Source organism: Luteibacter sp. 329MFSha, from assembly GCF_900111665.1.
In the GTDB taxonomy this organism is placed as follows: Bacteria; Pseudomonadota; Gammaproteobacteria; order Xanthomonadales; family Rhodanobacteraceae; genus Luteibacter.
Genome location: NZ_FOJE01000004.1, coordinates 249,308 through 267,645 on the forward strand (window position 1 = coordinate 249,308; position 18,338 = coordinate 267,645).

16 protein-coding genes are annotated in these 18,338 nt (G+C 67.5%); 11 read left to right on the top strand and 5 right to left on the bottom strand.

Translation table 11 applies throughout. The features are described from left to right. Nucleotides 1-6: 6 nt before the first annotated feature. The 4 genes from BMW54_RS16665 (at nt 7) to BMW54_RS16680 (ending at nt 7,118) form a co-directional block, all read left to right on the top strand. Complete coding sequence (locus BMW54_RS16665; RefSeq protein WP_090058295.1) at nt 7-1,386, top strand: sigma-54-dependent transcriptional regulator; 1,380 nt, start codon at nt 7-9, stop codon at nt 1,384-1,386. Nucleotides 1,387-1,393: 7 nt separating this feature from the next. Then, on the top strand, nt 1,394-2,740 hold the full coding sequence (locus BMW54_RS16670; RefSeq protein ID WP_175472904.1) for a sensor histidine kinase: 1,347 nt from the start codon (nt 1,394-1,396) through the stop codon (nt 2,738-2,740). 498 nt (nt 2,741-3,238) lie between these two features. Further along, the gene (gene lanKC, locus BMW54_RS16675) at nt 3,239-5,932 is read left to right on the top strand and encodes a class III lanthionine synthetase LanKC (protein WP_090058300.1); all 2,694 of its coding nucleotides are present in this window, start codon (nt 3,239-3,241) and stop codon (nt 5,930-5,932) included. Between the two features lie 163 nt (nt 5,933-6,095). Continuing rightward, the gene (locus BMW54_RS16680) at nt 6,096-7,118 is read left to right on the top strand and encodes a L,D-transpeptidase (protein ID WP_090058303.1); all 1,023 of its coding nucleotides are present in this window, start codon (nt 6,096-6,098) and stop codon (nt 7,116-7,118) included. 43 nt (nt 7,119-7,161) lie between these two features. On the opposite strand, the gene BMW54_RS16685 is transcribed toward BMW54_RS16680, so the two are convergent. Beyond that, nucleotides 7,162-8,064: a LysR family transcriptional regulator gene (locus BMW54_RS16685; RefSeq protein WP_090058304.1), complete on the bottom strand. Its 903-nt coding sequence runs from the start codon at nt 8,062-8,064 to the stop codon at nt 7,162-7,164. Between the two features lie 233 nt (nt 8,065-8,297). Between BMW54_RS16685 and BMW54_RS16690 the strand changes: the two genes are divergently transcribed. Further along, nucleotides 8,298-10,136 (top strand): tetratricopeptide repeat protein, encoded by a 1,839-nt coding sequence (locus BMW54_RS16690; protein WP_254779420.1) that lies wholly within the window; start codon nt 8,298-8,300, stop codon nt 10,134-10,136. A 13-nt stretch (nt 10,137-10,149) separates the two neighbouring features. Here the strand turns inward: BMW54_RS16690 and BMW54_RS16695 are convergent, their stop codons facing one another. After that, entirely contained in the window at nt 10,150-10,914 is a 765-nt protein-coding gene (locus BMW54_RS16695) for an SDR family oxidoreductase (RefSeq protein ID WP_090058309.1), read from the bottom strand. A gap of 90 nt (nt 10,915-11,004) precedes the next feature. After that, nucleotides 11,005-11,907 (bottom strand): hypothetical protein, encoded by a 903-nt coding sequence (locus BMW54_RS16700; RefSeq protein ID WP_090058311.1) that lies wholly within the window; start codon nt 11,905-11,907, stop codon nt 11,005-11,007. A 261-nt stretch (nt 11,908-12,168) separates the two neighbouring features. On the opposite strand from BMW54_RS16700, the gene BMW54_RS16705 reads away from it, so the two are divergent. From BMW54_RS16705 to BMW54_RS16720, 5 genes are all read left to right on the top strand, one after another. After that, entirely contained in the window at nt 12,169-12,525 is a 357-nt protein-coding gene (locus BMW54_RS16705) for a carboxypeptidase-like regulatory domain-containing protein (RefSeq protein ID WP_090058313.1), read from the top strand. Nucleotides 12,526-12,585: 60 nt separating this feature from the next. Further along, nucleotides 12,586-13,851 (top strand): flavin monoamine oxidase family protein, encoded by a 1,266-nt coding sequence (locus BMW54_RS16710; protein WP_090058315.1) that lies wholly within the window; start codon nt 12,586-12,588, stop codon nt 13,849-13,851. A 72-nt stretch (nt 13,852-13,923) separates the two neighbouring features. Then, nucleotides 13,924-14,601: a cupin domain-containing protein gene (locus tag BMW54_RS16715; protein ID WP_090058317.1), complete on the top strand. Its 678-nt coding sequence runs from the start codon at nt 13,924-13,926 to the stop codon at nt 14,599-14,601. Nucleotides 14,602-14,682: 81 nt separating this feature from the next. Beyond that, nucleotides 14,683-14,841 (top strand): hypothetical protein, encoded by a 159-nt coding sequence (locus BMW54_RS18855; RefSeq protein ID WP_175472906.1) that lies wholly within the window; start codon nt 14,683-14,685, stop codon nt 14,839-14,841. A gap of 9 nt (nt 14,842-14,850) precedes the next feature. Beyond that, nucleotides 14,851-15,402, top strand: a complete 552-nt coding sequence (locus BMW54_RS16720; RefSeq protein WP_090058320.1) for a GNAT family N-acetyltransferase — start codon at nt 14,851-14,853, stop codon at nt 15,400-15,402. Here the strand turns inward: BMW54_RS16720 and BMW54_RS16725 are convergent. Both BMW54_RS16725 and BMW54_RS16730 read right to left on the bottom strand, forming a co-directional pair. Then, nucleotides 15,399-16,286 (bottom strand): alpha/beta fold hydrolase, encoded by an 888-nt coding sequence (locus BMW54_RS16725; protein ID WP_090058322.1) that lies wholly within the window; start codon nt 16,284-16,286, stop codon nt 15,399-15,401. The genes BMW54_RS16720 and BMW54_RS16725 overlap by 4 nt on opposite strands. A gap of 52 nt (nt 16,287-16,338) precedes the next feature. Continuing rightward, nucleotides 16,339-17,271 (bottom strand): PNPOx family protein, encoded by a 933-nt coding sequence (locus BMW54_RS16730; protein ID WP_090058324.1) that lies wholly within the window; start codon nt 17,269-17,271, stop codon nt 16,339-16,341. A 163-nt stretch (nt 17,272-17,434) separates the two neighbouring features. Between BMW54_RS16730 and BMW54_RS16735 the strand changes: the two genes are divergently transcribed. Continuing rightward, nucleotides 17,435-18,334 (top strand): LysR family transcriptional regulator, encoded by a 900-nt coding sequence (locus BMW54_RS16735; RefSeq protein WP_090058326.1) that lies wholly within the window; start codon nt 17,435-17,437, stop codon nt 18,332-18,334. Nucleotides 18,335-18,338 lie beyond the last annotated feature (4 nt).

Here is an 18,338-nt window from a genome sequence, read left to right on the forward strand (position 1 = left end):
TGTGCCATGAAGTTCGATGCCCACGCTGCGGGCGCCGCCGTGCTCGTCGTCGACGACCACCCCGATGTTCGGCTGGCCATGCGCATCCTGCTCCGCGCCGAGGGGATTCGCTCGGTCGAAGTCGACTCGCCGGCGGGCGCGATGAACGCGATCGCTCGTGAAGACTTCGAGTGCGCGCTCGTCGACCTGAACTATGCCGCGGACACGACCTCGGGGCACGAGGGCCTGGAACTCGTCACGCGCATGCGCCACGAAGCGCCGGATGTACCGTTGATCGCGATGACTGGCTGGGGGAGCGTCGACCTCGCGGTTCGCGCCATGAAGCTCGGCGCCGCCGACTTCGTCGAAAAGCCGTGGAACAACGCAAGGCTGGTCCACTCGGTCCGTAGCCAGATCGCGCTGCGGACGATGCGGGACGAAAACCGGCGCCTGCGTGAAGAAGCGGCACTCGCACGACAGTCGGGAGACATACTTCGGGCTTGCGAATCGTCGGCCATGCGCCGTGTGGTGGAGCTCATCGACCGCATCGCCCGTGGTGACGCCCATGTTCTCATCAGCGGAGAGAACGGTACCGGGAAATCGCTGTTCGCGCGCGAGATCCACGCGCGCTCGCCGCGTGCGGAGGAGCCGGTCATCCGCGTGGACATGAGCAGCCTTCCGGAGTCGCGCTTCGCGGACGAGATGTTCGGCGAGGAGGGTCCTGTGTCGCGGCCCGGGCGCTTCGAACTGGCGAACGGCGGCACGCTGATCATGGAAGAAATCGGCAGCATCCTGCCTTCGCAACAGGCGAAGCTGCTGCGCGTCCTGGAAGAGGGCGAGCTCGAGCGTGGCGGCACCATGCGCACACGGCGTGTCGACGTACGCGTGATCTCCACCACGAACATGGACCTCGAGGCGGCCATACGCAGCGAGCGTTTCCGGAGGGACCTCCTCTACCGCCTGAATGCGATGCAGGTGAGATTGCCGCCGCTTCGCGAGCGCTCGGATGACATCGTGCCGCTCGCGCGCCACTTTCTGCTCTACGAGTGCCGGCGGCGGTCGCGCTCCGCCATGTCCTTCGCGCCATCGGCGGAGCGTGCGCTGCGCGGGTATGACTGGCCCGGCAACGTCCGCGAGCTCGAGCACGCGGTCGAGCGCGCGGTGCTCCTCGCGGCGGGAGACGAGATCGACGCCGATTCGCTCGGCCTGCACCGTTCGTCCGGCACCCCGCTGCTGCTCGACACGCTGACCCTGCCGGAAGCGGAGGACCTGCTGATCCGGCAGGCGCTGGCCCGTCATGGCCGGAATCTGCAGAGGGCCGCCGACGACCTCGGCATCTCGCGGCAAGCGCTGTACCGCCGTCTCGAGAAGCAGCGATCCCGTGGTACCTTCGAGTCCGTCGATTGAGGTCTCCATGACGCAGGACGCCAGCGGCATCGCACTCGTGGATGGACGCCTCGTCCGGCTCGGCGCGGCCGCATGGATCGGTGCGAGTCTGGCGCCGACGACGATCGCCGGCGCGATGCTGGTACTCGTCGACAACCTCGGCTGGACGGATCGGCTACTCATCTTCTGCCTCGGCATGGGGGCGACGCTCCTGCTTGGCTGGATCGCGACGAACCGCATGCTCGGCACACTCACCACGGTGTCCGACCTGCTCGCCGCGATGAGCGAGGGAGACCTGGGCATCCGCGGTCGCATACGGCCCGGCTACGACCCGCTGCAGCAACTGGTGCGCGACGTGAACCGTCTCGGCGACGAGCTGCGGGACGGGCGCCGCAAGCGCACGGAGGCATCGCGGTTCCTCGGGAAGACGCTGATCGCCTTGCAGGATCCGATCTTCGTGGTCGACGACCAGAACAGGCTGCGCCTCATCAATCCGGCGGGCCGTCGCCTGATCGGCGCGGAACGCACCTCGGTGGTCGGCCGCGATCTGTCGAGCCTCGCGCTCGGCGAAGCGCTCGAAGCGCCCGACAACGCCGTGATCTCCGGTCGCTTTCCCGGGGGGCATGGGCGCTGGGCGATCCGTCGCGCATCATGGCGCAGTAACGGGCGCGATCACCGGCTGATCATGTTGCGCGACCTCAGCGTCACGCTGGGTGAGGAAGAGCGCCGCGCATGGCAACGACTGATTCGCGTGCTGAGCCACGAACTCAACAACTCGCTCGGTCCCATCGGCTCACTCGCAGGAAGTCTTGCCTCCCTTCTCGGACCGGAGCTCGACGCGGCCGAGGAGATGCGTCTTGGCCTCGAGGCGATCGGACGCCGGGCCGATTCCCTCGGTCGCTTCCTTTCGGGCTATGGGAAGCTGGCAAGACTTCCGCCCCTGCGCCCATCCATCTTCCGGCTGGACCTGTCGCTGCTGCGGCTGGCGGTCCTGGAGCGCCGTCTACGCATCGTGGTCGAGGGGACGGCGCCCGTCACGATCCACGGCGATGAGGACCAGCTCGCCCAGGCGTTCATCAATCTGCTGCGCAACGCGGTGGAGGCGGCGCTCCCCCTGGGCGGCGGCGTCCGCCTCGACTGGTCGGCGGACGAACGCTTCGTCTGCGTCGTGATCGAAGACGACGGACCCGGGCTTCCGGATAGCGATGCCCTGTTCGTGCCGTTCTTCACCACGAAGGCGGAAGGCTCAGGTATCGGACTCAGCCTGGTACGGCTCATCGTCGAGTCGCATGCGGGCAGCGTGGATCTCGTTCCGCGCCGGGACGGCCGTGGCGCCATAGCGAGCGTCCGTCTTCCGCTCGAACCCTTGCGATGACATCGGCGGCTGTCCGGAAGTGGACGGAGGCGTCCGCTTCCGGACGACCGTCTGACCGGATTCGATACGGTCGGCACAAAAACATCACGCGCCAGGCATCGATCGACGCGCAAGCCGCAGTCAGGGTGTTGTCTGCCCGTCCCTGGCGGTCCTAGATTCTGCCCGCGCCCGCACCTTCCGCAGGCGTACGTTTCCAAACCAGCAACGGAGGCACGATGGAGCGGATACTCGATTTACAACGCCTGGAAGCGGACATGGGACAGGCGGACGAAACTGCGACGAACCACAGCAGCTGTAGCAACCGAGGCTGCTCGGCCGCCAACGCGGACGGATTCGAAGAGTAGGGGACGCGCCACGACGCGCGGGAAGCGTGATGTCGTCCGCTGTGGGTAGCGGCGGCGGCATCGACGGAAGACGGGAGGCGAAGGCGGTGGATGGGGCGGAGTCCTCGTCCGCCGCCGGGTTCCGGTCACAACACCAGGGGACGATTCGGCAGCCATGGAGCGACGCACCGAGCTTTTGCAGTACACGGCGGTAGATCGGGAATTCTTCGAACCCTTCGCACGACGCGATGTCGATACCGCCGACTTCATTGAACCCGTAAGACGCATCGTTCCCGGCACATGGACCTTCCACAGGTCGGGCATCTGGATGCAGTGCACACCACCGGGCGCCTGTCTGCCCACCCAGGGATGGAAAATCCACATCTCCAGCGTCGCTTCGACGGCCCGCATCGTGCTCGCCATCGCCGCGGCCACGCTGGTCGCCTCGGGAACGGCATTCAAGTTCGCCGCGGACTCACGCATGCACGCGGCCATCAACGGCAAGCGCTGGCCGCGCGGCGGCTCGGGCAAGTTCATCACGGTGTACCCGCGCGGCGTGGAAGACTTCCGGCGCGTGATCGAAGACCTGCACGAAGCCTTGTCCGGCTATGCGGGACCCTATGTGCTCAGCGACCGGCGCTACCGCGACTCGCGGGTGCTCTACTACCGCTATGGCGGGATCGCGGGCGAGCATCGCACCCTCGCGGACGGACGGCGTGAGTGGCTCTTGCGCCGGCCCGATGGCGCGATGGAGCCCGACGAGCGCAAGCCGCACTTCCACCTGCCCGAGTGGCTGCGCGACCCCTTTCCTCGCGACGACGATGCGAAGGGCATCCGCGGCGCGAACCTCGCGGGCGGCCGCTATCGGATACGCCGCGCTCTGACCTTCTCTTCCGCGGGCGGCGTCTACCTGGGCGACGACCTCGACGAAGGCCGGCCCGTCGTCATCAAGGAAGCGCGGCCGTATGTCGGCGGTGGCGAAACCGCCACCGCGACGTTGCGCAAGGAGTTCCGTCTGCTTCGTCGCCTCGCGCCGTTGCACGTGGCGCCGCTCCCCGTCGCGCACTTCCAGGACTGGAAGCACAGTTATCTCGTCCAGGAGTACATCGAGGGCGATACGTTACGCAGCTGGCTCGCGCGCCGGTACCCGTGGCTGAAGACGCGCGCCGGGCGCAAGGACGTACTTGCCTACCTCGACGACGTCGTGCGGGTTTTCACGCGCATGGCGCAGGCGGTGGAGCGCGTGCATGCGGCGGGTGTGTCGCTGGGCGACCTGTCGTTCCACAACTGCATCGTCATGCGGGATGGCGACATCCGCCTCATCGACATGGAGGCGGCGGTCGAAGATGGGCTCGATATGCCCCTGGACGTGCGCACGCCTGGCTTCGCATCACCGCGCCCCCGGCGTGAAGAACCGGTGGACACCCGCGCCGAGGACGCATACGCGTTCGGCTCGAACCTGCTCGCGGCGATGATGCCCATGAACGCGATGCTGCCGCTCGACCGCGACGCGGCGCTGCGTTTCACGCGCACGATGTGCCGCGACATGGGCTATCCGATGGTGTTCGTCGAGACCATCGACGCGCTGTTGTCGAGCGACCCCGCGCGGCGTCCGTCGCCGACGGCGGCGATGGACACGTTGCGAGAGGCGGTCGAGGCGCTTCACCGCGATGACGGGCCGTCACCTGCGCGCCCCGCGACACATCCCGGCGCCATGGACCCCGCCGGCGAGCTCTTCGCATTCATCGACGCGATGGCGTCCGTGGCACGTCCGGACCGCTTCGTTCCCGCCGGTCCCGAAGTATTCGAGAGCCACCCGTGGGGCGTCGCGCACGGTGCCGCTGGCGTTCTCCATGCCTACATGCGCGGCGGCCGCCGTGCGCCAGAGGGTTTGCTTTCTTATGTCCTCGCCGGTGCGCGCAGCAAGCGGGACCGCGGGTCGAGCCTGATGTATGGCGACGCCGGCATCGCCTGGGTGCTGTTGGACGCTGGCGAGCGGGAAGCGGCGTTGACGTTGCTCAGGGCTCCGCTCGACGAGGCTATCCGGGCGCGAGCCGGGCTCTACGACGGCATGGCGGGGTGGGGTCTGGCGCGGCTGAAGGCCTGGTACGAGACGGGCGATCACGATTTCCTCGATGCGGCCATCGACGTGGGCGAAACGCTGTTGCACGACGCCGGTTACGACCGGGGTGGAGATGGCACGCTGCACTGGGAGTCGTCCCGGCCACAGCCGGTCGGACTGGGGCATGGCGCCTCGGGGGTCGCGCTCTTCCTTCTTCACCTGCATGTCGCGGCGGGCGCGAACGCGCGCTTCCTCCACGCGGCGCGGGAAGCGCTGGCATTCGACATCGCGCAACGCCGCGCGAATCCCGATGGCGATCCCAGCTGGCCGAAGCAGGTCGATGGGGTGACGCTGTACCCGTACCTCCGGCATGGCACGGCGGGCGTGGCGGCCGTCGCCGCGCGATTCCACGCGGTGACCGGCGAGCAGCGCTACCTCGATATGACGAAGGAAATGCAGCGTGACCTCATGCGACGGCACGCGATCTCGCCCGGCATGGCCGAAGGCCTCGCTGGCATCGGCGAGGTCCTGCTCGACCTCGCCATGCTGTTCCCGGATGGCGAGGAGGCCTATGTCGCCGCGGCCCGCCAGGTGGCAGGGGGCATCGAGCCGTTCCTCATCCGCCGTGCCCAGGGGCTCGCGGTGCCTGGCACCGAACTGCTCCGCCTGAGTTGCGACCTCGCCACCGGCAACGCAGGCGTGGCCGCCTTCTTCGATCGACTGCGGCGTGGCGCCTCCGCGTCGTTCATGCTCGACGAACACCTCCCGATGGTCCACGTGCATCGTCAGGTCCACGCGGCCGCCTGACACGCGATGGCGCTTCCCTAGGCGTCGTCGCGCAAGACGGCTCCCACCGGCGCCGGTGCCGGTGGGAGCGGGACGAAGCGCGTGGACAATCGACGGCACGAACGTACTCGCGCGCATCCGCCGATGCGGCTAACCTGCGGCGCATCGGGGATCTGGAGTCGTCATGAAACGCTTGCTCATCGGCATCGCGCTGTCCGTCGCGCTCGCCTCGGCCGCTCAGGCCGCCGTACCCATCTGGGGCTCCCTCCAGTCGAGTCCGGCGGATACGCCGCCATCCGCGCTCAAGCCCGGGCAATGGATCTGGGGCGCCCGCGACAAGTCGCCTGGTCCGATGGCGGTGATCGTCAGCCTCACCGAGCAGCGCGCGTACGTGTATCGCAACGGCATCCTGATCGGCGTCAGCACGGTAAGCACCGGCAAGAAGGGGCACGAAACACCGACCGGCGTGTTCTCCATCCTGCAGAAGGACAAGGACCACCACTCGAAGAAGTACGACAACGCGCCCATGCCCTATCAGGAGCGCCTAACCTGGGATGGTGTGGCGTTGCACGCCGGTGGTTTGCCGGGGTATCCGGAGTCGCATGGCTGCGTGCACATGCCGACGGAGTTCGCGCGCCTCCTGTTCGACACCACGAACATGGGCATGACGGTCGTCGTGGCCGAGGAAGGTACGGCGCCGGTATCCGTGGTGCATCCCAGCGCCGTCATTCCGATCGACCCGCGCAACGGCGCCGATCTCGCGCTGGCGCCGCTGGCGGATGGGCAGCCCTATCGATGGACGCCCGATGCGTCGCCGAGCGGTCCGATCTCCATGGTCCTGAGTGTCGCGGACGGCACCGTGATCGTGATGCGCAACGGCATCGAGATCGGACGCAGCCGCGTGCAGGTCACCGACCCGCTGGTGGGCACGCACGCCTTCATCGTCGCCGCGGGCTTCATGCCGGAACGCAACGGCCTGCGCATGCCGAACTGGATCACCATCGGCATTCCCGGCCACGGTGACGAAGCCGGCAAGGTCGTCAGCGAGGCGCTGGTCGATCGCGTCGCGGTGCCACGCGAATTCATGGAGAAGGTGCTGCCCCTCCTTACCCCGGGTTCCGTCCTCCTTGCGACCGACGAGAGCATGCAGCCCGAATCGACGGGCCCGAAGGTCAAGGTTCTCGACTCGAACCCGCCGGGCGTCTGAGCGAGCATTCGCCTGGCCGCGCCTTCGGCAAGGAAGCCGACCGTCAGAACTCGAAACCGTCGTCGCCGATGGCCTCGACGAGATACGAGACGAATGACGCGATGCGCGCCGAGATGGCGGTGTTGCGGTAATACACCGCGTTGATCGGCTGACGGTGCTCGGACCAGTGTTTCTCCAGCACGGGTACCAGTGCGCCCGATGCGCGATCGGCGCGTGTCATGAAATCGGAAAGGCAGACGATGCCGTTCCCTTCCAGGGCGAGATGCCGGAGCGTCTCGCCGCTGGACGAACTCAGCGTCGGCCGGATGTGCACGTTCTGCCCCTTCTGGTCGAGCACGGGCCAGTGGTTCAGCGAGTCCGGCTCGGTGAAGCCGAGCAGCGAATGCTTCGCGAGGTCGGCGACCTTGCGGGGCGTGCCCGCCTTCGCGAGATACGCCGGGCTGGCCAGGCAGCGCACGCGGCTCGTGGCGATGGGTCGCGCGTGCAGCGTGGAATCCTTCAGGCGCCCGATCCTCAGCGCGACGTCGGTGCGACGTTCGAGGAGGTCGATGTAGCCCTCGCTGCTGTGCAGCTCCAGCTCGACATCCGGGTATCTCGCGCGATAGCCCGCGACCAGCGGCACGACGACGTGGAGCATGAAGGGCGACGCGGCATCCACACGCAGTCGCCCGGCGGGACGACTGCGACGCGACGCCATCTGTTCCTCGGCGCCTTCCACGGCCGCGACGATTTCTCGCGCACGCTCCAGGAACGCCTCGCCCTCCTCGGTCAGCTCGAGACGGCGCGTCGTGCGTCGGAGCAGCGTGGTGGACAGTTTCTGTTCGAGCCGACCGAGGGTGCGGCTGGCGGCGGAGACGGTCTGGTCGAGTTGCTGCGCGGCGGCGGTGATCGATCCTGTGTCGACCACGGCGATGAAGTTCTGGATCTCGTCGAGCGTGATGTTCATCGTTGCCGCCTGCGTAAGGATGAATCGCTTATACGAGGCTTTTCGGGCAAAGGTAAAGCGGTGCGCCGAGACTTGCGCAAGAGAGCGCCGGAAACGCGCAATTCGCGTAAAGGTGTGACGCGCGTCCCCCTTTATTGGTGCTAGGGTGGTTGCCCGCGACCGTCAGGGCCGGTCGCCCACGTCCGGCTTCCACCCCGTGTGGATGCCGACATCGGTGCAGGGAGCGCCAGCCCATGGGAATGACGCGCGTGACGATCCAGGCCGCCCCGGTTCCGGCATTCCGGTACCGCGTCTTCGTCAGCTACAGCCATCAGGACGACGGCTGGGCGCGTTGGCCGCACCGCGCGCTGGAGAGTTACGCGGTGCCGAGGAGGATGATCGGCCGTCCCACTGCGTTCGGATCGGTACCGCGAAAGCTTTGGCCTACCTTTCGCGTGAGCGACGAGCTGGGGCGCCGGGACGTACAGCGCCGGACGCGTCGTGCCGTCGCACTCGCCGTCGTCGCCGCCGGCGTCATGGCGATCACGAGCGCGCTCGCGGTGCAGGCGTGGCTCGCGCGGCACGCTGCCGAGCGTCGGCAGAAAGAGGCCGAGGATCTCGTCGCGTTCATGCTGGGCGACCTCAACGACAAGCTCGCACAGGTCGCGCGCCTCGACGTCATGGCCGCCGTCGACGATCGGGCGATCCGCTATTTCCAGGCGCAGCCTGCCGACGAGCTGAGCGCGCGCTCGCTCGCCCAGCGCGTGAGCGCGCTGGAAAAGATCGGCAGCGTGCGGCTCGACCAGGGCCAGCCTGGCGACGCGCTCGCCTCGTACCAGGCCGCGCTGCCCCTGGCTGCGCGACTCGCGGGCAACAGGCCGCAGGATGCGGCAAGCCAGGCCGCGTTCGCGGAAGTGCATGGGTTCATCGGCATCGTCCACTGGCGGCAGGGCCGCCTCGACGACGCGCAGACGAGTTACGCCGCCGCGCAGGCGATCCTGCGACGCGCGCTCGAGCAGACGCCCGACGATCCCGCACTCACGTTCCAGCTGGCCCTGGTGGACAACCACATCGGACACGTCATGGAAATGCGTGGCCAGCTCGACGATGCCGATAAGCAGTACCGGCGCATGCTCGTGCTGATGCGGCGCCTCGTCGACCTGCAGCCGGCGAACGGCGAGTGGGCCGAATCGCTCGGCATCGCGTACAACAACCTCGGCAAGCTCGCGTTGATGCGTGGCGACCTCGGGGACGCCGTCGCCAAGTACTCGCTCGACGAGCGCCTGCAGACCCGGCTATCGCTTGCCGACCCGAAGAACATCGACCGCCGCGGCAACCTGATCAGTGTCCAGGCGATCCTCGGTCGCACGCAGGCGCTCGCGGGCGACGTCGCATCCGGAATGGAGCGCCTGCAGCACGCCGTGGACGAAGCGACGGAACTGGCCGCGCTCGACCCCAGCAACGCCGACCTGCAGGAGCAGATCGCCTTGTATGGGACCCAACTGGCGCGGCTCCGCCGTCTTTCCGGCGACCTGCTCGCGGCGATCCGTCTGACCACGAAAGCCGAATCGATCTTCCTCCGGCTGACGCGACAGGATCCATCCAACGCCGCCTGGCAGCGTGAGTACGCGGAGACGCTTGTCGAGCGTGCCGCGCAGTCGCGCGCGCTCGGCGATGCCGCCGTGGCGCGACAGCAGGCCCAGGCGGCGCTGCGCCTGCTGACTCCCCTTCGCACGAAGCAGCCCGACGACCGGGCGACGGTGCTGGCCATGGCTTCCGCGCGACTGGTGCAGGCCAACGCCTCGGCCGACCCGGGCACCGCGCATGCGCTGCGCGTCGACGCCTTCCGCGACACCGCCAACGCGAAGAGGGGGAAGGACGACCCGCGCCTGCTCGCGTTGCGCGCCGAAGCGCTGCTGGCGCTGGAGCGCAAGGACGACGCGGCGCCGTTGATCGAGCGACTGCGCGCCGGGGGATACCGCGACGCGGCGTTGCTCGCGGTGTTGCGGGATCACCGTGTCGACTACCCGGCCGACGAACCGCCTGTCCGCCAGGTCGCCACCGCGGACGGTGGAGCGTTGGGATCGCGATGAACGACGCGGTGACCTACCAGTCCACGCGGGCGAACTCGGACTGCGACAGCCAGGCCTGGAACCCGAGTTCGCCTCGCCTCGCGCCGTCGCAGGGCAACAACACGCGTTCCTTCACCCGCGCGCCGAAGTACGGAGCGTCTTCGATGGTACGTACGTCGCACGGCGCTTCCATGATCGTGACGAAACGACGAATCAGGTCGGACAGGCGTTCCCGCTCCGGTCCGCCGATCTCCAACGAACCAAGGAGGGGATCGCTCGACGCGAGTTCCGCGATCACGGCCGCCACATCGGCGGCCGCCACAGGCTCGATCCACGCGGGCGCGAGCTCGACGATCTGCTCGCGCTCGGCCGACACGACGATCGCCACGAGAAACTCGTAGAACTGCGTCGCATGCACGATCGAGAAAGGAACGCCCGACTTGCGGATCCGCTCGTCCTGATAGCGCTTTCCGCGAAAGTAGATGCTGTCGTCGATGCGTTCGGTGCCGACGACCGAAATAGCGATGTGATGACCGACGCCGTTGATCCGCTCGGCCTCCAGGATGTTGTCGATGCCCTTCCGGAAGAAGTCGAACGTTTCTTGCGTGGTGTACGACGATGCGTTGGTCGCGTCGATGACCACGTCCGCACCTGCCAGCGCATCGACCAGGCCTTCGCCGGTGCCGATGTCCACACCTGTCGATCGCGACGCGACCGTCACGTCGTGACCTTCGCCACGCAGACGGTCCACCACATGGTGTCCCACCACACCCTTGCCACCCAGGACGACGATGTTCATGCCTACCTCGCAACGATGACCGGCGACGCGGAGCGGCCGCCGGCATTCGATGCTATGCCGCCCGCGGAAGGCGCGGTAGGCACGGCCGGGTCAAGGGGATGTTTCCCTGGACGAACCAGTCGTCCGGGGATGCTCGCCCAGCCAGAACGCGAGATTGCGGACGTAGCGGTGCGTCGAACGGAGCGCCTCGGGAAACGCGAGCATCTTGTCGCCGGGTGCCTCCGAGACGAACGATGGGCAACCCGCCTGCACGTCCCAGTTGTAGTCGGCGAAGTGGTGGAAGGTGGACTGCGCGATGGCACGGCCGCCCTCGTTCGATGCCTCGAAGGCGACGGCGACGTTGAAGTCGCGGCCGGTGGTCTGGCTCTTTCCGCGCAGGATCACGCGAGCGGACGGGTCGTCCGGCGGCGCGCTGACGGCGCCTTCGTGAGGATGCGCGGGGAGGAAACGGATCACGCCCGTCTCGGATTCCGGATCGGCCAGTACCGCGTGCGCCGGGCCTTCGACGAACACGTCCTGATAGTCGCCGTTGGCGCCCGAGTGGTAATTGGGCCACGAGATATAGGTGGTTTCGCGATCGTCGATGCAATGCCGGCTCGGATCCGGCTCCGGGTTTTGCGAGTGGAAGTGGTGCGCCGCGCCGACCCCACCGAGCGTGCAGACGGAGCTGCCGAGGTCCATGTGATCGCGCGTGACCATCAGCGCTCCGCCTCTGCGGCGGAACCGGCTGATGCCCTCGCAATCGTTGGCCGTGAGACCGTGCCCGGTATCGACCGCGAAAAGCCAGAGCTGGTCGACATCCGACTCGTGCAGGCGCGACAGCACGCTGTCGTCTTGCGGCAGCGGATCGCGATTCCGGGCCGTGACGCGAAAAGCGGCCTCGCCCGTTTCGTCCTGGAGACCCTCGAGATGGGCCTTCAGCAGGCTGAACCGTTCAATCGCCCAGTCGTTGTCGTCGTGTTCGATGGTGGTCTGCAGCAGTATGTTCTTCATGATTCCTACCTCACGCGTCCACCGATCCTACCCCTTCGGACTCCCGAGTATTGGTTCATTGTGTGAAACACGGTCTGGGGGACGCCACCCGGTCGCTTCGAACCGAGGATCGCTTCCCTGGACGCACCATTCGCGGCCGTCCCGCCGCCGCATTCGTATCGTTTTGTAACAAAGCTCCAGACGAGGCCGATCCCGCTTTCCCGCGGCGTCCTCATCGCTTAGATTGCCGTGCGGGCAGCAAACGATGCATAGGGGGAACACATGAAGCACATACTTTCGACGAACGGCATGCGCCGCGTGGCGCTCGTCGCCGCCGTCGCCGTGGGAGCGGCGATCTGCGCGCCGGTGCAGGCCCAGTCGACCGCTGGCACCATCGGCGGTCACGGTCCGGCGGGAGCGAAGGTCGTGGCGGTGAGCAGCGCGGGCTTGCACCGGGATACCACGATCGACAAGAAGGGCCGTTACCGGCTGGGCAACCTGCCGATGGGGACCTATACCGTCACGCTCGACAAGGACGGTACGACGGTGGATACACGCAAGAACATCCCGATCCGTGTCGGTGCCAACAGCCAGATCGACTTCGCGTGCGAGAACGACGTGTGCGAGGCCGGCGGCTGATCACGCGGCGTCGATGACTCCCGCGCCACGATGCGCTCGTAGCGTCCGGGAGATCATCGGGTGACGGGCAAGACGTTCGATGTCGACGTGGCGATCGTCGGCGGCGGTGCCGCCGGCATCGGCGCGGCACGTCGCCTTTCCGGACAGGGTCTGACGGTGTGGTTGCTCGAGGCGTCGCAGCGCCTCGGCGGCCGCGCATGGACACGCCACGTCGATGGCATGGCCCTCGACATGGGTTGCGGCTGGCTGCATACGGCCGACCGCAACGCGTGGCGGCCCATCGCCGAGGACCTGGGCTGGGAGATCGACCACCGCCCCGCGGCGTGGGACAAACCCCAGCCGCATCCACGGTTTTCCGCCAGCGAACAGGCCGAGGCCCATGCGGCGTTCCGTGCCTGGCACGATCGGCTCATGGCCTCGCCGCCGGCATCGGACAAGGCGTCCGACGCGCTCGCCGACGGCGGACGCTGGAACGGTTACCTGCAGGCGATGAGCGGATACATCAGCGGTGCCCCGCTCGAACGCATCTCCGCGGCCGACTACAACGCCTACGAGCGCGCGGCGACCGAGAACAACTGGCGTGTTCCACGTGGCTACGGCACCCTGGTCGCCGCGAGCCTGCCTCCGGACGTGGTGTGTCGCCCGGCGACGCCGGTCGAGCGTATCTCGCTCGGCGCCCCGGGCGTCACGCTGTCGACGCCGTCCGGCACCGTGCGCTGCCGCGCCGCGATCCTGACAATGTCGACCAACGTCCTCACCGGCGACACCCTGCGGCTTCCCGACGCGCTGGACCCATGGCGACACGCGGCCTCGCGCCTTCCCCTCGGCTGCGACGAGAAGTTGTTCCTGCGCATCGATGGCGACATCGAGCTGCCGACGGAAACCGCCCTGATCGCCGATCCCCACGACCCGGACAGTCCGGTGTTCTACCTGCGCCCGCTCGACCGTCCGGTGATCGAAACCTTCCTCGGCGGCCGGAGCGCATGGCGCGTATCGGCCGAGGGCGAAGCCGCGACATTCGACGCGCTTCTCGGGATGCTGGAGGGCCTGCTCGGCAGCGACGCGCGCCGTCACCTGCGCCCCCTGGTCGCCTCGTCCTGGAGCAGCGAGACCTACGTACGCGGCTCCTACAGCCACGCGCTGCCGACTCATGCCGGCGAGCGCGCCGTTCTGGCCGCGCCATTCGAGGACACGCTGTTCTTCGCGGGAGAGGCGACGCACCCCGCGTCGTTCTCCACCGCCCATGGCGCGCTCGAGACGGGAATACGCGCCGCGGACGAGGTTCTCTCGCGGCTTCTGCCGGAACCTCCAGCGATACGGATCTGAGGCGCCGTCTTCCGCTCGATTCCGAGGGACGGCCGGCGTAGATTGCGGCAAACGCCTCGGGAGGGATTCGACATGCGATCGTATCTGACTGTCTTGTTACTGGCCGTCGCTGCGGGCGTCTGGTCGTCGATGTCGCTGGCGGCGGACGATGGTGCGGTCGTGACATCGCGTCCTTGCCCTGCGGGCGTGGCGACGGAACCGCCGGGTCCCGCCTGCCTGCTGGCGCGCAAGGCACTCGGCGCGCTTCCCGACGAGCCGATCTACTGGCACATCGACAATTACCCTGACGAGGCGGCCGCCCGCGCCGCGATGGATCGGCATGGCGCCGTGGTCAGCGACTTCGGCAAGGTGTGGCTCTTCACGATCGCCGGCGAATCGTGGCGCGCCCCGGGAGGAACCCACGTCGCGACCGTGGGGCCGCTGCCCGTGACGAAGGCGGCGTCGTTCGACGCCGAGTACGTGCACTCCTATTTCTCGCCGGGCATGAGCGCGCCGGTGCACAAGCATTCGGGGCCGGAAGCCTTCTACGCCATCGACGGCGACACCTGCCTCGAGATGAAGAGCGGTGTCCACACCGGACATGGTCCCGGAAACACCGTCGTCATGCCCGGCGGAGAGCCCATGTTGCTGATGGCGATCGGCAGCACCCCGCGCCGTGCTTTCGCGCTGATCCTCCACGACGCCGACCTGCCGGCGACCACGCGCGTGACGAACTGGTCGCCCCCGGGGCGCTGCGCCGCGCAGCGGTGACATCGCGGATCGGGCCGTTCACTCCGCGCGCATTCGCATGATGGTTTGCTGGTCGCCTTGACGCACTCACCGAGACGTGACATGGCCAAGCACGACCCACGCGTGACGCACCAAGCGGAGCCCGACGAGACACCGAGCGACGTGGGCGCGTCCGTGCTCGGGCGGCTCGCGGCGGTCGGTCTCGCGGTGCTGGTCGTCGTCGCCGTGCTGGTGCTGGCGATCTACTTCGTCGCGAAGTAACGTTTCCGCATGACCAGAACCGCGCGTCTCCAATTGCGGCCCGTGGCCTCCGGCGACGCGGCATGTGTGTTCGCCATCTACGGCGATCCGGCAACCAACACGTTCAACCCCGCGGGCCCGTTGCCCGACCAGGCGACGGCCGATCATGTCCTGGAAACCTGGCTGGCCTGCTGGCGGAATCATGGTTTCGGCCCCTGGGCGGTCTCGACCAACGACGAGCCTGCGCACGTCATCGGGTTCGGCGGCCTGTCGCATTACGACTACGGCGGCGTCAACCGCATCAACCTTGGCTACCGCTTCGCCGTCGAGGCATGGGGGAGGGGATACGCGACGGAAGTCGCGCGTGCGGCCCTGGAAAACGCCTTCGGCGCGCTCCGGCTCGACGACGTCTATGCGCTCGTCAGGCCGGACCACGCCGCATCGATCCGCGTGCTCGAGAAGGTCGGCATGCGCCGTTTCGGCACGCTCGACGATGCGCCGCCGCTTGCCGAAAGCCTCGTCTTCGTCGCGGCCCGGGCGGCATTCCACCCGGGCTCGACGTCCTTGCGGACGGCATCCTAAGCGAGCTTGCGATCCAGGAAATCCCTGATCATCGGAATCACCTCGTCACCGCGGTCCTCGAGGACGAAGTGGCCGGTCGGGATGAGGTGGAACTCCAGGTCCTTCAGGTCGCGCTTGTACGGGTGCGCACCATCGGCGGGGAAGATGACATCGCGCTCCCCCCACACCAGCAGCGACGGCGGCTGATGCTCGCGCAGCAGACGCTGCACTTCGGGATAGAGCGGCACGTTCTTCCGGTAGTCGTACATCACGTCCATCTGGATGTCCTCGTTTCCCGGCCGGTCGAGCAGCGCCTGGTCGTGGATCCAGTTGTCGGGCGAGATGCGCTCCTTGTCGTCGACGCCGTCGGTGTACTGGAAGATCGTGGTCTCGAGCGACACGAGGTTACGGATCGCGTCGCGACTCTCGTTCGACCCATCGGCCCAGTACTTCTTGATCGGATCCCAGAAACCTTTCAGTCCTTCCTCGTAGGCGTTGCCGTTCTGGATCACCAGCGCGGTCAGCTTCTCCGGGTTCTTCAGGAACAGTTGCCAGCCCACCGGCGCGCCATAGTCCATCACGTACATCGCATAACGCTCGACCTCGAGGTGCGCGAGCAGCTTGCGGACGAGGTTGCCGAAGTTCTCGAACGTGTAATCGAACGTCGGTCGATCCGGCGTGCCGCTTTCACCGTAGCCCGGGTAGTCCGGCGCGATCACGTGATAACGGTCCGCGAGTGCCGGGATCAGGTTGCGGAACATGTGCGACGACGTCGGGAAGCCATGCAGCAGGAGCATCACGGGACCGTCGGCGGGGCCGGCTTCTCGCCAGGCGACCTTGACGCCGTCGATGTCGACGTGGCGATGGAACGTGACGGGAAGTTTCTTCAGGTTCGTGGTGTTCATGGTGGTTTCTCCGGGTGCTTTGAGCGTGTGCGCGAGGTTCGTAGAAGAGCGATCAGGGTGCTGAGCTGTGCGGGTTGTAAGGCGACGCGTCGAGGTACTCCCACTGCGCGCGTGGCATCGCGTCGCGAAGGACCCACCGATCGACGTGGAACTCGAGGAACCGTCCGGTGCCGCCGGTTTCGTTCGCGGCGTCCGGACCGTCCCACCGCACGGACGCCCGTCCAGTCAGTTGCAACAGCCGGCCGCCGGCGAAGTCGGGGATCGCGAGGCCGGCGCGCGGGTCGACGCCGAGGTTGCCGAGCGTGTTGAAGAGGCTGTTGCCCACGAAATCGGGTATGCGCAGCGTCGCCTCATCCACGACGCGCACGAATCCGGCGTCGCCACCGCGATGCGACACGTCCGCGCCGTGTTCGGCATGCTGGCTCGCGATGAAGAGGGTGTCGGCGGCATCGACGACATCGCGGACGCTGCCACGGAGCACACGGCCCGAAGCCGCCTGCGGGGCCGCTGCGACATCGGCGAACCCACGCAGTTCGCGTCGCTGAATGTATTTCGGGCAGTTGGGAAACGCTTCGTGCACGGCCATCTCGATTCCTTCGTCGTCGACGCGAAGCACGGTGCCGTTGACGCGATACCGGCGACGCGTGCCGAGTTCGATGAACAACATGGCCAGGTCGTTGCCCGGAGCGACACCGCTCCAGATCGGATCCATCGGGTCACGCGCCTGAGCGGCCAAAGTCAGGTGGATGGATCGACCGTCGAGGGTTTGCGCGAAGCCCGGCTGGCCGTACAGCACCGAGGCCCAGACCTTTCCGGATGCATCGACGTTCCCGACGACCACCATGAACTGCTGCGCGATGAAGGGTCTTGCACCGGCTACCACGAAATTGGCCACGATGGCCCGGTTGCGCATCGCGATGGCGGACTCACCGGCCCGTTCCTGCGCCGAGCGTTCACCGGGATGGAAGAAGAAGGAATCGTTCATGGCCGTCGTTTCGCCTGGAATGGGTTCATTCTGGCCAGCGTCCCGAGCGGGCGGAACGTGGCGACGCGTAATTGACTCTTTCGCCCTGCGGAACGATGCCGCCGGCTACCTCTTGCCGTCGCCTTGCGAAATAATCGGACCGTCGCCCGTCCGGAACCGCACGATGGATCAGCTCCACCTCATGAAAGTCTTCGTGGGCGTCGGCGAGGAAGAGAGCTTCGCCGCGGCATCGCGACGCCTCGACCTGTCGCCCGCCGCCGTGACGCGCGCCATCGCGTCGCTGGAAGAGCACCTCGGCGTCAAGCTGCTGGCACGCACCACGCGAAGCGTGCGCCTCACCGACGCGGGCCGGCGCTACCTCGACGACAGCCGCAACATCCTGGCCAGCATCGCCGAAGCCAACGAGGCCGCCGCCGGCGTCAACGCCACGCCCAGGGGGAATCTCGCCATCACGGCACCGGTGCTGTTCGGCAAGGCGTACGTCATGCCGTGCATCGTTCGTTACCTGAAGGACTTCCCCGACGTCGACATCGCCGCGTACTTCCTGGATCGCGTCGTCAACATCGTGGACGAGGGCATGGACGTGGCAATCCGCATCGGCCCGCTGCCCGACTCCGGCCTGCGCGCCACCCAGGTGGGACGCACACGTCGCGTGCTATGCGCGTCGCCGGAGTACCTGGCGCGCCACGGCACGCCCGACCATCCCGCCGACCTGCTTCGCCACACCATCGTCGCCGCGAGCGGCGTCTCGCCCCGTGTGGACTGGAAGTTCGGCACCGCCGACGACCCGACGATGGTGCACATGCATCCGCGACTCACCGTCACCAGCAACGACGCGGCCATCGCCGCCGCGGTCGCCGGCCTCGGCATCGCACGCCTGTTGTCCTACCAGGTCGCCGCGGAGCTGGAGGAGGGGCGTCTGGTCGTCGTGCTGGCGGAGTACGAGGAAGCCCCCTGGCCGATCCACGTGCTCCATCGGGAGAGCAAGTTCGGGTCGATCAAGGTTCGCCAGTTCATCGACCGGCTTGTCGAATACCTGCGCGCCCATCCACACCTGCACTAGCCGG

Bases quoted from the DNA above. Each gene is read 5' to 3' on its own strand.
- BMW54_RS16665 (WP_090058295.1), top strand. From the start codon at position 7: ATGAAGTTCGATGCCCACGCTGCGGGCGCCGCCGTGCTCGTCGTCGAC.
- BMW54_RS16670 (WP_175472904.1), top strand. From the start codon at position 1,394: ATGACGCAGGACGCCAGCGGCATCGCACTCGTGGATGGACGCCTCGTC.
- lanKC (WP_090058300.1), top strand. From the start codon at position 3,239: ATGGAGCGACGCACCGAGCTTTTGCAGTACACGGCGGTAGATCGGGAA.
- BMW54_RS16680 (WP_090058303.1), top strand. From the start codon at position 6,096: ATGAAACGCTTGCTCATCGGCATCGCGCTGTCCGTCGCGCTCGCCTCG.
- BMW54_RS16685 (WP_090058304.1), bottom strand. From the start codon at position 8,064: ATGAACATCACGCTCGACGAGATCCAGAACTTCATCGCCGTGGTCGAC.
- BMW54_RS16690 (WP_254779420.1), top strand. From the start codon at position 8,298: ATGGGAATGACGCGCGTGACGATCCAGGCCGCCCCGGTTCCGGCATTC.
- BMW54_RS16695 (WP_090058309.1), bottom strand. From the start codon at position 10,914: ATGAACATCGTCGTCCTGGGTGGCAAGGGTGTGGTGGGACACCATGTG.
- BMW54_RS16700 (WP_090058311.1), bottom strand. From the start codon at position 11,907: ATGAAGAACATACTGCTGCAGACCACCATCGAACACGACGACAACGAC.
- BMW54_RS16705 (WP_090058313.1), top strand. From the start codon at position 12,169: ATGAAGCACATACTTTCGACGAACGGCATGCGCCGCGTGGCGCTCGTC.
- BMW54_RS16715 (WP_090058317.1), top strand. From the start codon at position 13,924: ATGCGATCGTATCTGACTGTCTTGTTACTGGCCGTCGCTGCGGGCGTC.
- BMW54_RS18855 (WP_175472906.1), top strand. From the start codon at position 14,683: ATGGCCAAGCACGACCCACGCGTGACGCACCAAGCGGAGCCCGACGAG.
- BMW54_RS16720 (WP_090058320.1), top strand. From the start codon at position 14,851: ATGACCAGAACCGCGCGTCTCCAATTGCGGCCCGTGGCCTCCGGCGAC.
- BMW54_RS16725 (WP_090058322.1), bottom strand. From the start codon at position 16,286: ATGAACACCACGAACCTGAAGAAACTTCCCGTCACGTTCCATCGCCAC.
- BMW54_RS16730 (WP_090058324.1), bottom strand. From the start codon at position 17,271: ATGAACGATTCCTTCTTCTTCCATCCCGGTGAACGCTCGGCGCAGGAA.
- BMW54_RS16735 (WP_090058326.1), top strand. From the start codon at position 17,435: ATGGATCAGCTCCACCTCATGAAAGTCTTCGTGGGCGTCGGCGAGGAA.